This is a genomic window from Domibacillus indicus (assembly GCF_023715895.1).
Classification (GTDB): domain Bacteria; phylum Bacillota; class Bacilli; order Bacillales; family Domibacillaceae; genus Domibacillus; species Domibacillus indicus_A.
In genome coordinates, this window is the sequence record NZ_JAMBOO010000045.1 from 1 (window position 1) to 14,385 (window position 14,385).

Sequence of the window (14,385 nt, forward strand, 5' to 3'; positions counted from 1 at the left end):
GCTAGGATTATTTGTCATGTCTAAAACTAGAATTTAAATCTTAGTCTCATTCTTTCAGGAACATGGTCTTTTAATTATTTGATGGAAATAAAGAAAATCTGTTGACTAATCGTAAGAAAAAAGCCTGTAAACATCGCCTTCAAAATGAAGGCTTTGTCTACAAGCTGACGGCTCTTTTCAAAAGAGCCGTTTTTTTCTGCTATACTAGTAGAAAAACAGGGGGGAGCGGAATGATGAAGCGTTTTGCAATGTTTTTAGCAGCGGGTTCAGCTGCGCTCATCAGCGGCTGCGGCGGACCGGAAGCACCGGAAAGTGAGCTGGAAGCATATGTGACTGAGTGGCAGGACAACGATTATGGCGGGATGTATGAACACTTTACGCAGGAAACCAAATCGTCTATGACGAAAAAAGAGTTTACAGAACGATATAAAAATATCATGTCAGATATTGAAATGGACAAGCTTCAGGTAGAGCTGCCAACAGAAGAAGACGTGAAGATGGACAATGATCAAACGGCACGGCTGCCGCTTCAAATTCAAATGGAGACCATCGCCGGACCGGTCTCATTTGAAAAAGAAGCAGTGATGAAGCTGGAAGAAACAGATGAGGGTGAAGAATGGCTGATTGACTGGGATCCTTCTTTTTTGCTGCCTGATTACAACGAGGGGGACAAAGTACGCATTCAAACGCTTGAAGCCCAGCGGGGGCGTATTTTTGACCGGAACGGCAGCTCGCTTGCCGTCAACGGAACAGCGTTGTCGATTGGTGTAAATGCCGGTGCCATTGATGAAGCGGGGAAAGCGCAGCTGGCCAAACTACTTGGCTTAACAACAGAAGATATAAACAAGCAGCTCGGCCAAAGCTGGGTGCAGGACGGGTACTTTGTTCCGCTTCAAACCGTCGCTTCATCCAACAAGGAATTGATCAAAAAAGTGTCAGCTGTGAAAGGAGCGGCTACAGCTTCCAAAGCAGTCCGTGTTTATCCATACGGTGCAGCTGCCGGGCATTTAACCGGTTATACAGGTGAGATCAGCGCAGAAGAGCTGAAAGAAAACAAAGGATACACACAAGGTGATCAAATTGGGAAACGCGGTCTGGAGCAGCTGTTTGAAGAGCAGTTGAAAGAAACCGACGGTGTGCAGATTTTTATCGAAAAAGAGGAAGAAGAGCCGGTAGTTATCGCAAAGAAGGAGCCGAAAAATGGTCAGGATGTAAAGGTAACCATCAACGCAGAAATGCAAAAAACACTGTTTGAACAAATGGAAGGAGCAGCCGGAACCGCTTCAGCTGTAGAACCGGCTTCAGGAGATGTGCTGGCGCTTGTTTCCTCTCCTTCTTTTGATCCAAACGAATTTGCCCGGGGCATACCCGCAAACCGGTATACCAAGCTTCAGGATAATCCAAAGCAGCCACTCCTAAATCGCTTTTCGGCAGCTTACTCGCCAGGCTCGACCATGAAGCCGATTACAGCGTCCGTTGCGATGAAAGCGGGGAAACTGGATCCGGCGGCCGGTAAAACGATTGAAGGGCTTCAATGGCAAAAGGATGCGTCGTGGGGCAATTACCGGGTAACCCGTGTCAGTGAGTCGGCGGGTCCTGTAAACTTGGAATCCGCTATCGTGGCATCTGATAATATTTATTTTGCGATGGCGGCGCTTGATACGGGAGCAGATGGAATGAAAGCGGGACTCCAATCATTTGGATTTGGCGTAGAGTATCCGTTTGCTTATCCGGTGCGTGAGTCACAGATCTCAAATACCGGTACATTTGATTCGGATATTTTACTGGCTGATACCGGGTACGGCCAGGGAGAAGTACTGACATCGATGACGCATCTGGCCAATGCCTATGGAGCTTTTTTAAATAAAGGGACGATGATGAAGCCGCTCCTGCTTCTTGATGATGAGCCGTCTGTCTGGCAGAAAGAACTTGTGACAGAAGAACAAGCGTCCATCATTCGAAAAGGACTGCGCGGCGTAGTAGAACGTGGAACCGCCCGCGCTGCGAATATTGAAGGCATGGCCATCTCCGGAAAAACTGGCACAGCTGAAATCAAAGAGAAACAAGGAACCACTGGAAAAGAAAACGGCTTATTTGTTTCCTATGACGCAAACAGCCCGTCTTTTGTCCTTGCGCTGCTTGTAGAAGATGCGGCGGAAGCGGGTGGAAGCAAAGAAGCGGTCGACAAAGCACGTACTTTTTATGTAAAATGGAAGACGTATCGTAAATAAGAAAATATAGGTTTTTCTCTAGATCATTAGACCGAAAGAATAAAAGTTTACTAGAAGCGATAAAAAGTCAAGAAAACTAGACGATAGAACTAGAGAGTAGATACGGAGAGTAGAGGAGCGATCCAATGAATAAAACGGTTATTTCTTTAACAGCTGCAGCATTTATCGCAACCGGTGCCGCGTCGGCTGCGCATGCTTCAGAACTGTACACAGTGAAAAAGGGTGACACGCTGTTCAGCATCGCCAACCAGTACAAACTATCAGTCGTTCAGTTAATGGAACTAAACGATCTTACGTCAGATATGTTGTCCATTAGTGACCAGCTTATCGTTTCCCAAACAGAAGAAAATGTTCAGGAAAAGCCGAATGAGGTCAAAGCAGAAACAGCGGAGCCGGCAGCAGTTGTGTATACAGCTGCTGCTTCTTCCTACACTGTTCAAAGCGGGGACTCGCTTGGTCTAATTGCTTCCCGCTATCAAACAAGCGTTTCAGCACTAAAACAATTAAACAGTCTTTCAAGCGATGTGATTTATGCAGGGCAGAAGCTAAAGGTGAGTGGAAGTGCTTCTTCAACGCCGGCCAGTACGTCCAAGCCATCGACTTCAACTTCAACGAGTACATACACTGTACAGAGAGGGGATTCTCTTGGTCTGATTGCTTCCCGCTTCAAAACAACGGTCTCAGCGCTGAAGCAATTAAATGCTCTTTCAACGGATGTGATTTATGTAGGTCAGAAGCTGAAGGTGAGCGGCAGTGCCTCTTCTTCAACGCCGGCCGCTAATACGGGCACATCGAAGCCATCAACTTCAACCAGCACATACACCGTACAAAGCGGAGATTCTCTCGGGCTCATTGCTTCCCGCTTCAAAACAACGGTCTCAGCGCTGAAGCAATTAAATGGTTTAACAACGGATGTGATTTACGTTGGACAAAAGCTGAAAGTAAGCGGCAGTGCCCCTGTTACTCAAAGTCCGTCTTCACCTAGTCAACCATCGTCTTCCGTGTCTAATGGTCTGTACGTTGTGCAAAGCGGAGATTCATTGGGCGCGATTGCTTCAAGGTATGGAATGACTGTGGCGGCGCTGAAACAAATGAACGGCTTGAAATCAGACGTTATTTTTGTTGGACAGAAATTAAAGGTAGCCGGCAGTGCGGGTACTGGCAAGACGCCGACACAGGTAAGCAATCCCGCTTCTTCCGGCGGCTACAGCGTCAACACGCTGATCAGTACGGCAAAGTCCTTGATGGGCATTCCATACGTATGGGGCGGGGCGTCCACTTCTGGCTTTGATTGCAGCGGCTTTATTTATTATGTGTACAAAGCAGCGGGCAAAAGTATTGCCCGGACGAATACAGAGGGCTATTACAGCCGGTCCTACGAAGTTTCCAGTCCGGCTGTGGGGGATCTTGTGTTTTTCAGCAATACGTATAAAAAAGGCATTTCCCATATGGGGATTTATATTGGCGGCGGGCAGTTTATCCACGCCAGCTCTTCGTCCGGTATTACCATTTCGAGTTTAAGCAATTCTTATTTTCAACCAAGATTCACTGCTTTTAAACGATTCTACTAAAAAAACGGTCCCATATAGGGACCGTTTTTATTTTCGTTTTGAAAGAGCGTTTCGTACATCCTGCAGATGCTGGTCGATATTTTCTTTGGTTACATAAACACCAAACGAGCTTTCAGCATCGGGACCCGCATCGATCCGCTTGGCGATTTTTGTGCCGGTTTCCGGATAGAAGTGGTGGCCGTCAAAATAGTTGTTTAAATCGTTGGTCACTTCATTCGGATACATAAAGTTATAAACACCGCCGTACACATCTACTAGGTCACGCAGCCATTGTTCATAGTCTTTAAGGTGGCCCGTTTCAACAAGTGCATCAAACAGCTCCATTGAAATCGGCGTCGTATAAACGATTTTTTCTACATTCGGGTGGCGTTTGTTGAATATCGTTAAATATTCCTTGTATCTCGGATTATACACATAGTGGCTTCCATAGAATTCTTGTTTAAAACGATTGATTTTTTGTGCTGTTTGTTCTTCACGCTCTTTTTGAGAAATTTCTTTGGCGTCCGCTACATTTTCCCGATTATAAACACGTTCAAGCGATACCTCATTTGTGATAGACATACGGGCGTCTTTCAGTGAATACTTCAGCGTATCAAGCGAAAGCAAATTTTTAAACCGGTACAGCGGATCTTCAAACTGTTTTTCATAGTTGGTCAGTGAATAGGGCTGGCTGCTTTCCTGCACAGACGATTTAAAGAAATCGACTCCCAAAATCACACGCTGGATCGGCTGCTCACTATGTTTTTCCGCGAAAGCCAGGAAGGTGTCGTACTCGCGAATCGACATATTGCTGACGGAATAATTGTATACCTTCATGCTTTTAAACTCGTGCTGATCGACATAAGTAGACCGGCTGGAACCGAGCAGGATCGTATCATATAAAAAGGGCTGAAAGTAAATCCGGTTTGTTTTTTGCTGCCGTTCATTAATCACATCCTGGCGGTCATTCCAGGCATGCTTCGGGCTGAATGTCCAAAGAGGGTCAATCAGATAGTTCAAGGCAGCAAGCGGCACAAGCGCCAAAAAGAAAAGAGAAAAAAAGATTGCCAGAAATCGTCTGGACTGCTTCACGCATATCACACCTTAACGTTAAAATAAAAAACTTGCATACTACTTCCCTGCAGGCAGAGTCTAAGAAAAGAAAATTTCTGTTTGTCTATTAAAATGGATGATTGCGTCAACATAACGGTTAACGACAGCCTTAATCATACTACAGCTCTCATTTTTCGACAATAAGCCGTGAGGCCGCTTCAATTGTGAAAATAACAGTTGTAAGTGCAAAAAGATGTGATAGAATGGACATATAGTTTCCGTTTTGTATGTAAATAACTCGTTTTGTTAGAACGTGGTTGGTACAAGCTGTGAGCATCTGTCCGGTATGGCAGGTGCTTATTTTATTGTATCCCACTAAAAAAAGTGCGCTTATCATCAGTCCAGCTGACGATAAGCGCACTTTTTTATTTGTTTACCCGAACGCTCCATTTGGAGAAATCGGCATTTTCTTTTTGAACGAGCGAGGCCGGAAAAACAAATGACCACGGCTTTGTTGTATTCGCTTTTACTTCAAAATCACCGACGTTGAATTGACCCTGGGCAACAAGATCACCGGCTGCATCAAAAAGCTGCAGCGGCAGTTTTTCGATATTTACATTCCGTTCATAGCCATTTCGGATTAGCAGAGAAATCGTTAAATCTCCATTATCGAGTGTAGCGGCGCTTAATCCCGTAAAATTCAGTTCATTTTTAGCGGGATTTCCGAGCTTCTCCACAATACGCTTCAGGTTTTCTTTTTGCTCTTCAGGCAGGGTCTTGTCCCATTTTTCATCAAGATCAAGCTTATGCTTGCGCGATGTTAAATCAAACGCAACCGACCAGTTTTCTTTGCCCAGCTCAACCCGCGGGTCAAGGGACGCAGCAGGAAAAAGAAACGTCCACGGACGGCTTGAGTCAGCCGGCAGTGAGCCGAGATCTTTTAAATTAAACGTATCCCGCGCTTTGAGTTCATTTTTTTCATTCAGCAAAAGAAGCGGGACCTCGCCGAGTGTAATCTCCCGCTCAACGGTATTGCGGACAAAAGCGGAAACCGCAATGCCATTCGGCTGTTCGCTCCACTCAATGCCGGAAAGAGACAGCTGGTTTCGTTTAAGCGGCGGCAGCTCATTATTTAAAAACCGCAGTACGTACATTTGCTCTTGAGAAACCGTCTGGGACGGATGAAGCGACAAGTCTGTCGTTACTTCCTCAGTGCCGGCTTCTGTTTCTCCGCCAGTGACATCGGCGGCAGAAACAGAAGCTTCACGTCCATCATTTTTTAGTGTATCGTCATTTTTCCCTTTTCGTTTAAAGAAAGAAAACATCAGTTAATTCTCCTTTTTCGTTAATTCCGTCATTAAAGCGGCCGTTTTGGCAGAAATAGAACGAAGCAGGTCGCGGTAAGACGTTTGGAAAAGCTGTAGTCCTTCACGTGCATAAATGCGCATCGGATCTTCCTGCTGGTAATGGCGCAGGCCAATGCCTTCTTTTAAGCGGGTCATTTGTTCCAGGTGGTGAACCCAGGCGGCATCCAAAGCGGCTGTCATGATCCGTTTAATGCCTTCCTCCCAGGAAAGGTCATATTCATTGTTTACCCAAGCGAGATAGTCGGATAAAACAGGTTCAACTGTACGCTCCACTTCTTTTTTGCTGGAGACTTCTTCCGGAAGGGGAACCTCGCGTCCGCCAAACATCGCTTGAAGATGGCCGGAAAGAATGTCGAGCGCCCATTCTTCGGGTTCTGCTTCCTCATGGCAATAGTGGTCGATTTCTTCCCGGACCGAACGCGTAATCATATCTGCAAGACGATCCTTTTGAGACTCGTCATCGATAATTGCGTTGCGCAGTCCGAAAATAACACCGCGCTGCTCATTAATAACGTCATCGAGCTTTAAGTTATACTCGCGAATCGAATAATTGGAGCCTTCCACAATCCGCTGAACGCGGTCCACAAATTCGTGTATTTTTTTGTTTGTAACAAGACCCTCGCCGTTTGTCTGCATCTTTTTCTCAAGCTTTGCTAAATCGTCCTTGGCAAAACGGCGGAACATCGCGTCTTCCAGTGAAATGATAAATTCACTTGATCCCGGATCACCCTGGCGCCCGGCCCGGCCTTTAAGCTGGTTGTCCACGCGGCGGCTTTCATGGCGTTCAGTGCCGATCACGTGAAGACCGCCGAGTTCCGGCACACCTTCCCCAAGCAGAATATCGGTGCCGCGTCCTGCCATGTTCGTCGCAATCGTAATGTGGCCGCGCTGGCCAGAACGGGAAATAAGCTCTACTTCCTGCTCTACGCTTTTTGCGTTTAACAGCTCAAAAGACAAGCCGGCATCTTCAAAGTGCTGAGCGATTTTTTCGGACTGCAAAATAGAAGTGGTTCCGACTAATACAGGCTGTCCGCTTGCGTGGCGCTCAGCCGTTTCTGCTGTGACAGCGGCGTATTTTTCCTCGATTGTCCGGTAAATGCGGTCAGGCATGTCCACACGCTGTACCGGCCGGTTGGTTGGAACCGGGATGACCTGCATGTTATAAACATCGAGCAGTTCTTTTTCTTCTGTTTTTGCGGTCCCGGTCATGCCTGACAGGAACGGATACATACGGAAATAGTTTTGGATCGTAATAGAAGCCTGTGTTTTGTTTTCATCCGTTATTTCCAGGCCTTCTTTTGCTTCAATCGCCTGGTGAAGGCCGTCTGACAGCGTTCTGCCTTCCATCGTCCGGCCGGTAAACATATCGACAAGGAGAATTTTCCCGTCTTTCACGATATAGTCCACGTCTTTTTCGAACATTACATGCGCCCGGACGGCCTGAATCATATAGTGATAAAGCGTTTGGTGTTCCAGTTCGTATAAATTGTCAATGCCAAACGCTTTTTCGACTTTTTCAATCCCGCCGTCAGTTAAGCTGACCGCTTTTGTTTCATCATCTAAATGATAATCCTCATCCCGGACAAAACGCTTGGCTACACGTGAGCCGATGTAATGAAGGTCAGCGGCAGGCGGCATTTTGCCGGCAATAATAAGCGGTGTTTTGGCTTCGTCGATTAAAACGCTGTCTACTTCGTCAATAATAGCGAAATGGTACGGACGCTGAACACGCTGAGAAGGGTGCCAGACCATATTGTCACGCAGGTAATCAAATCCAAATTCTGTTCCGACTCCATATGTAATGTCTGCATTGTAAGCTTCCTGCTTTTCTTTACCGTCCATAAGCGGCACATTTAAGCCAACGCTCAGGCCGAGAAATTCATGAAGCGGTCCGATGGTGTCACGGTCGCGTTTCGCCAAATATTCATTTACGGTAATCACGTGAACGCCCTTGCCCTCAAGAGCGCGCAGGTAGCTTGGCAGGGAAGCGACGAGCGTTTTTCCTTCACCGGTCGCCATTTCCGCAATGTTGGCGTCGGATAAAATCAGGCCGCCAATGAGCTGAACATCGTAATGGCGCATGCCAAGAACACGTTTGGCCGCTTCGCGTACAACAGCAAACGCCTCTGTTTTAATATCTTCAATGGAAGCACCGCCGGCAAGCCGCTCTTTAAATTCCGCTGTTTTGCCGCGCAGCTCTTCGTCTGTTAAGCCCTCAATGGCTGCTTCCTGCTCATTGATGGCTGTTACAAGTTTTCGGTATGTTTTTAAATGCCGATCGGCAGCATCTTTTTTTCGAAATAATGAAACCAATTTATTTCACTCCCCAGAATACGTTCATGGGCCCGTCTTATGCGGTTCACAAAGGCATGATAGCTGGATGCCGTGCATGCAGCTGCCCATCCTTATCTTAACAGAAGACGGCATGAAAGAAAATATCAGGTCTTTTTCATGTTTATGGTGGATATAATGATGGTTTGGGCTTATAATGTTGAAATTGAGGGCAAATAAAAATAATGACGTTCATCATATACACTATGCTTCTGGCCAACAGAGGGAGGATCTTATGGTTGTTGCTTTTATTATCTGTGTACTGGCTTCTCTAGCCATTACACCACTTGTGAAAAAATTCGCTATCGCCATTGGAGCTGTTGACAAACCAAACTACCGGAAAGTGCATCAGCGTATTATGCCGCGTATGGGCGGGCTGGCCATCTTTATCAGCTTCTTGATTGGCATGCTTGTTTTGCGTCCGGACGCACCGTACGATCTGCCGCTGATGAACCCCGCTATTATCATTGGAAGTTTTATTATCATCCTGACAGGCGTGTTTGATGACCGCTTTGAGCTTTCCGCAAAAGTGAAGCTTGCCGGCCAAATTGCAGCTGCTCTTGTGGTCGTTGTCTATGGAGATGTCCGCCTTGATTTCTTTAACCTGCCGTTTGGCGGGACCATTGAATTCAACAGCTTTTTAAGTATTCCGTTGACGATTATCTGGATTGTGGCGATTACAAATGCCATTAATTTAATTGATGGCCTTGATGGACTTGCAGCCGGTGTTTCAACGATTGCTTTGTTTACCATCAGTTTTATGGCCTTTTTAAAAGGCGATGTGTACGTTATGAGCATCGCGCTTATTGTGGCGGCCAGCACAATCGGCTTTTTAAAGTACAATTTCCATCCTGCAAAAATCTTTATGGGAGATACGGGCGCGCTGTTTCTCGGCTTTATTATTTCCGTCGTATCCCTGCTTGGCTTTAAAAATATCACCGTCGTTTCATTAATCATTCCGATTATTATCCTGGGTGTGCCAATTTCGGATACGATTTTTGCGATTATCCGCCGGAAGCTGAACAAGCAGCCCATTTCTGCACCAGATAAATCGCATCTTCATCACTGCCTGCTTCGGACAGGCTATACACATAAACAAACCGTTTTGATCATTTATATGATCGCCATGATGTTTGGTCTTGCGGCGATTATTTTCTCGATGGCCACGCTATGGGGTGCCATTATTATGATGGCTGTGATTACCATTGCCATTGAAATTTTCGTTGAAAGCATCGGGCTTATCGGCAACGACTATAAGCCGCTTTTGAACTTTGTCAGAGGCGGAACGAAAAAGAATATGTAATGAGTAAAAACCGCTGTCCATAAAGATAGCGGTTTTTTACGTGAACAAAGCAAAACAACAGAGAGCTGTCGCAGTTCAAAAAATCCGCTATCAATTAGGGTAGCGGGTTTCAGACTGTAGACAAATGATATGGATGACTGTGCACATGAATGGGATGGATCAGCGGCGTCCAGGCAGCTCCGCTTTCCATGGGGCAGGCGCTGAGCCCGACTTCGCCTGGCGGCTCCATCGGTCTGCGCTGCCCGCTCGTCCCATAGGAGTCTGCGCTGCCCTCCCGCCGCCAAGTGGCTTGCGACAAGATTGTATAAAGCTAATAAGCCTGTACTTTTCTGTTTAAAAAAAAGAAATGTCTATTCAGTCCTTGCTTGTTGATCTGCAACACCACTTATCGGCTCTTTTTTAAAAGCGAAAGACTTTGTCTACACACTGAAAACCCGCTATCAATTAGGATAGCGGGTTTTCTTTTATTCTGTGCTGTATGATTCATCTTCGGATTCGCTGTCTTCCTCTGAATCATCGGATGGCTCGATATCAAGGTGACGCTGTAATTTGCCTTTAATCACTTCAAGTTCTGTTTCATCCGGCCGGTAAATATAAGCACCTGAAGGTAAGAAGTCGTCTGTTCCTTTAAGAGCAAGGGACTCATAATTTAAGCCTTTGTCAGTTTCTGCGTACGTAATGAGCGATTTCATTTCACTGAACGTCAGGTTTGTCCGCATGTTGGAACCAACTGCTTCTAGTAATTCATCATATTTCGTAATGGAGTTAAATGAAGTCGCTTTTTTTGCAATGGCCTGAAGGATCTGCTGCTGGCGTTTGCCGCGCTCAATATCGCTGTCAGCATGACGTGTGCGGGCCACCGCTAATGCTTCTTCTCCGTTTAATGTTTGAAGTCCTTCTTTAACGTACGTATAGTGGACGTCGCTTGAATCTTTTTCTCTAATGTCGTACGGCACATTAAATTTAATGCCGTCCAATGCGTTGACGACGTCAACGAAAGCGTAGAAGTTTAAGCGCACGTAGTAGTCGACTGGTACATCAAGCAGTTCCTCAACCGTTTCAATCGTAGCCGTCGGGCCGCCGACGACGTGTGCATGGTTAATTTTATTGTAATCATCTTCTTCTGGGATATACGCATACGTGTCACGTGGAATACTGAGCATTTTAATCGTTTTGTCTTTTACATTTAATGTAGCTAAAACGAGGGCATCCGTTCGGGAATTATCTCCATATTTCCGTTTGTTGTTATCATCAATCCCCATAAACAAAATTGAAATGTTATCCTCAAGCGGATGAACGTCCGCATCACGCAGGGCCGATTTTTCGCGTCCGTCCGTCATATAAGAATCTGATACAATCGTCTCGGCTTTCTTATAAAGAAAGGCACCGTAGCCTGCACCAGTAAAAACAACGAGCAGCAGCGGAAGAAAAAGCGTAAAAAACAAAATTCGGCGTTTTTGCGTTTTCTTTCGGCGCCGACCCATGCGTTGATTGGGTGAACTCATGTATTTATCTCCTTTTAGATGTAATAATCAAATTTAGAACCATCTGTTATTTTACTATGAAAGGATAAGTTCGTTCAAATTTTTTTAAAATTCGACGTCTTTTTCCATGTATAAAACGTCGCCTTCTGTGAAAGCAGCTTGTCCGTTTGTCAGTTCCGTTATCCATCCGCAAAAAGTGTCGGCTTGTCCTTCTTCCACAAACACGTCCACTTCTACGCCTTCTGCGTAACGGATTTCTTTTAATTCATAAATGGAGGCACGCAGCTCGTTTTCAATTTTGCCAAGCCATGTATAATCAATCGAGGCTGTCATAACCTTCATAAGACGGCGTTCGACAATGCCGGCTGCATTCAAGCCTTCGGATGCGGCTTTGCCGTATGCGCGGATCAGGCCGCCTGCGCCGAGTTTAATGCCGCCAAAGTAACGTGTCACTACGATCGCGGTATCTTTCAGTTCTCTTTTTTTAATGACTTCCAAAATAGGCAGGCCAGCAGTGCCGGACGGTTCGCCATCATCGTTCGCTTTTTGAATGTGGTTATGCTCGCCAATCATATAAGCAGAGCAGTTATGCGTTGCATTCCAGTGCTGTTTTTTAATTTGGTCAATAAACGCGATCGCTTCCTCAGCAGATTCTACTCTCGCTGTATGGGCGATAAAACGCGATTTTTGAATGACAATTTCATGAGTGCCGGCTGTTTTCACCGTTTTGTAGTAAGGTAACAAAAAAAATTCCTCCTTATTAGGTTTAAAAATGAAAAATAAGGGTACTCGGTATTGATAGTTTATCGTAAAGGAAAAAAGTCCGGATGAAAAGAGACATGCTTCGAAATACTTTTAAACGAATCGTAAATAAACTTTAATGTTCGTTTCCTACTGTAATGATATAATGAGAATGTCCTTTCCGTGTGAGGTTTTCACCGGGTCTTTTTTGAGTGATTTAAGGTAAACTATGCATTATTTCCACCATCAAAAGATATAGCTGTGTGAAATAGGTGCTGTATCTTTCGGACAGGTCCCATTCATTTTATTTGGAAGGAAACCGCTTATGTTAATGCGAAACTCGGATACCAAACTTCTTGATACAATTTTGGATAAAATGGTGGAAACCGTTGATCAAAGCAAAGGCCAAATTTTTTCAATTGCTGAACAAAGCAGGGTGGATTACGAAGCCCTATTGAAAGAGCTCCAGCAGATCAAAAGCCAAATTCATTCCTCCATTGTAGAACAGGAAGAACTGGAACGAAAAGTGAAAATGGCACGAAAGCGCCTTTCAGAAGTAAGCCGTGACTTTTCTGTACATTCAGAAGAAGTTGTGCGCAAGGCCTATGAACAGGCCCATGATTTACAAGTGAAGCTGCTCGTTATGCGGCAAAACGAAAAGCAGCTCTTAGACCGCCGCAATGAACTGGACCGCCGACTTTTATCCGTACATACAACGATCGAGCGGGCGGAGCAGCTGATTTCGCAAACCGCTGTTGTCCTGAACTATTTAACCCAGGATATGAAGGCGTTCGGCCGGGCGCTCGAAGATGCCCAGTCCAAGCAGGCTTTTGGCCTGCAGGTGATGGAAGCACAGGAAGAAGAACGAAAGCGTTTATCCCGCGAGATTCATGACGGGCCGGCTCAGATGATGGCGAACGTCTTAATGCGTTCCGATTTAATCGAGAAGCTGTACCGGGAACGGGGCGTGGAAGCGGCCTTCAAGGAAATTCGCGATCTGAAAAAAATGGTTCGCTCCGCGCTGTATGAAGTGCGCCGGATTATTTACGATCTGCGTCCAATGGCGCTCGATGACCTTGGCTTGATTCCAACGCTTAACAAGTATTTAGCTACTGTCAGCGAATACAGCCGTTCTCAAAGCGCTGCGCCGAACATCACGTTTTCCAACATCGGTCTTGAAAAACGGCTTCCGTCTAATATGGAAGTAGCGCTGTTCCGGCTGATTCAGGAGTCCGTCCAAAATGCATTAAAACATGCAAATGCAACTGAGATTCAAGTAAAACTGGAAATAAAAAAAGAGCAAGTATTAGCTGTTGTGAAAGACAACGGCAAAGGCTTTGACGTAAACAAGAAAAAATCAGGCTCTTTTGGCATAATGGGAATGAAAGAGCGAATTGACCTGCTGGATGGAGACATTACGATTCGGTCGAAACCAGATGAAGGAACAGTCGTTTTAATCAGCGTCCCAATAATTGAGCAGCCATTGACTTAGAGGAGGAAAGACGATGACAACGAAAATTGTTATTATTGATGACCATCAATTATTCCGTGAAGGGGTAAAACGTATTCTTGATTTTGAAGAATCGTTTGAAGTGCTTGCAGAGGGAGATGACGGAACGGAAGCACTTTCGCTCGTTGAAGAGTACAACCCGGATGTTGTCATCATGGATATTAACATGCCGGAAGTGAATGGCGTGGAAGCAACACGCAAGCTTGTGGATAAACACCCGGACACAAAAGTCATTATTTTGTCGATTCACGATGATGAAAACTATGTAACCCATGCCCTTCAGTCCGGCGCACTCGGTTACCTGCTGAAAGAAATGGACGCAGAAGAGCTCGTAGAAGCAGTTAAAGTGGTGGCAGATGGCGGATCATATCTTCACCCGCGTGTGACGCACAACCTGATTGCGGATTACCGCCGTCTTTCAACAGATGACGGAAAAGGAAAAGGATTCCAACAAACAGAGGTTGTCCGACCGCTTCACCTGCTGACACGCCGCGAGTGCGAAGTACTTCAGCTGCTGGCTGACGGGAAAAGCAACCGTGGTATCGGGGAAGCTCTTTATATCAGTGAAAAAACAGTTAAAAACCATGTGAGTAACATCTTGCAAAAAATGAACGTAAATGACCGCACACAAGCTGTTGTAACAGCCATCAAAAAAGGCTGGGTAGAAGTTCGCTAAAAAAGTCCCTTTATGAAGTGCACCCCAATTGTTAGACACCATCTAACAATTGGAGGTGTATTTTTTATGGTTAGGTTTTCAATAGAAGACAAAATGAACGCCGTACGGCGTTATGAATCAGGACCAGAAGGCGTTAAGA

The 14,385-nt window shown here is 45.6% G+C and carries 11 protein-coding genes; 5 read left to right on the forward strand and 6 right to left on the reverse strand.

Translation table 11 applies throughout. The features are described 5' to 3' along the window. The first annotated feature begins 230 nt into the window (after positions 1-230). Complete coding sequence (locus tag M3221_RS24930; protein ID WP_251274759.1) at positions 231-2,231, forward strand: penicillin-binding transpeptidase domain-containing protein; 2,001 nt, start codon at positions 231-233, stop codon at positions 2,229-2,231. 125 nt (positions 2,232-2,356) lie between these two features. After that, the gene (locus M3221_RS24935) at positions 2,357-3,802 is read left to right on the forward strand and encodes a peptidoglycan endopeptidase (protein WP_251274760.1); all 1,446 of its coding nucleotides are present in this window, start codon (positions 2,357-2,359) and stop codon (positions 3,800-3,802) included. A 27-nt stretch (positions 3,803-3,829) separates the two neighbouring features. Here the strand turns inward: M3221_RS24935 and M3221_RS24940 are convergent, their stop codons facing one another. From M3221_RS24940 to secA2, 3 genes are all read right to left on the reverse strand, one after another. Continuing rightward, positions 3,830-4,873 (reverse strand): hypothetical protein, encoded by a 1,044-nt coding sequence (locus M3221_RS24940; protein WP_251274761.1) that lies wholly within the window; start codon positions 4,871-4,873, stop codon positions 3,830-3,832. A gap of 386 nt (positions 4,874-5,259) precedes the next feature. After that, positions 5,260-6,159 carry an accessory Sec system S-layer assembly protein gene (locus M3221_RS24945; protein ID WP_251274762.1) on the reverse strand — a complete coding sequence of 300 codons (900 nt, stop codon included), beginning with the start codon at positions 6,157-6,159 and terminating at the stop codon, positions 5,260-5,262. A gap of 3 nt (positions 6,160-6,162) precedes the next feature. Continuing rightward, a complete protein-coding gene (gene secA2 / locus M3221_RS24950; protein WP_251274763.1) occupies positions 6,163-8,514 on the reverse strand; it encodes an accessory Sec system translocase SecA2 in 2,352 nt (783 codons plus the stop codon). A 253-nt stretch (positions 8,515-8,767) separates the two neighbouring features. Here secA2 and M3221_RS24955 point away from each other — a divergent pair, with 253 nt between their 5' ends. After that, positions 8,768-9,835 carry a glycosyltransferase family 4 protein gene (locus M3221_RS24955; RefSeq protein ID WP_251274764.1) on the forward strand — a complete coding sequence of 356 codons (1,068 nt, stop codon included), beginning with the start codon at positions 8,768-8,770 and terminating at the stop codon, positions 9,833-9,835. A gap of 109 nt (positions 9,836-9,944) precedes the next feature. Here the strand turns inward: M3221_RS24955 and M3221_RS24960 are convergent, their stop codons facing one another. From M3221_RS24960 to M3221_RS24970, 3 genes are all read right to left on the reverse strand, one after another. Beyond that, positions 9,945-10,133: a hypothetical protein gene (locus M3221_RS24960; RefSeq protein ID WP_251274765.1), complete on the reverse strand. Its 189-nt coding sequence runs from the start codon at positions 10,131-10,133 to the stop codon at positions 9,945-9,947. A 166-nt stretch (positions 10,134-10,299) separates the two neighbouring features. Further along, entirely contained in the window at positions 10,300-11,340 is a 1,041-nt protein-coding gene (locus M3221_RS24965; RefSeq protein WP_251274766.1) for an LCP family protein, read from the reverse strand. A gap of 84 nt (positions 11,341-11,424) precedes the next feature. Beyond that, the gene (locus M3221_RS24970) at positions 11,425-12,063 is read right to left on the reverse strand and encodes a YigZ family protein (protein ID WP_251274767.1); all 639 of its coding nucleotides are present in this window, start codon (positions 12,061-12,063) and stop codon (positions 11,425-11,427) included. Between the two features lie 322 nt (positions 12,064-12,385). Between M3221_RS24970 and M3221_RS24975 the strand changes: the two genes are divergently transcribed. Together M3221_RS24975 and M3221_RS24980 are read left to right on the forward strand one after the other, a co-directional pair. Beyond that, positions 12,386-13,552, forward strand: coding sequence for a sensor histidine kinase (locus tag M3221_RS24975; RefSeq protein ID WP_251274768.1), 1,167 nt, complete (start codon positions 12,386-12,388; stop codon positions 13,550-13,552). Between the two features lie 13 nt (positions 13,553-13,565). Further along, positions 13,566-14,246 (forward strand): response regulator, encoded by a 681-nt coding sequence (locus M3221_RS24980; RefSeq protein ID WP_242231933.1) that lies wholly within the window; start codon positions 13,566-13,568, stop codon positions 14,244-14,246. Positions 14,247-14,385 lie beyond the last annotated feature (139 nt).

Bases quoted from the DNA above. Each gene is read 5' to 3' on its own strand.
- M3221_RS24930 (WP_251274759.1), top strand. From the start codon at position 231: ATGATGAAGCGTTTTGCAATGTTTTTAGCAGCGGGTTCAGCTGCGCTC.
- M3221_RS24935 (WP_251274760.1), top strand. From the start codon at position 2,357: ATGAATAAAACGGTTATTTCTTTAACAGCTGCAGCATTTATCGCAACC.
- M3221_RS24945 (WP_251274762.1), bottom strand. From the start codon at position 6,159: ATGTTTTCTTTCTTTAAACGAAAAGGGAAAAATGACGATACACTAAAA.
- M3221_RS24955 (WP_251274764.1), top strand. From the start codon at position 8,768: ATGGTTGTTGCTTTTATTATCTGTGTACTGGCTTCTCTAGCCATTACA.
- M3221_RS24965 (WP_251274766.1), bottom strand. From the start codon at position 11,340: ATGAGTTCACCCAATCAACGCATGGGTCGGCGCCGAAAGAAAACGCAA.
- M3221_RS24975 (WP_251274768.1), top strand. From the start codon at position 12,386: ATGTTAATGCGAAACTCGGATACCAAACTTCTTGATACAATTTTGGAT.
- M3221_RS24980 (WP_242231933.1), top strand. From the start codon at position 13,566: ATGACAACGAAAATTGTTATTATTGATGACCATCAATTATTCCGTGAA.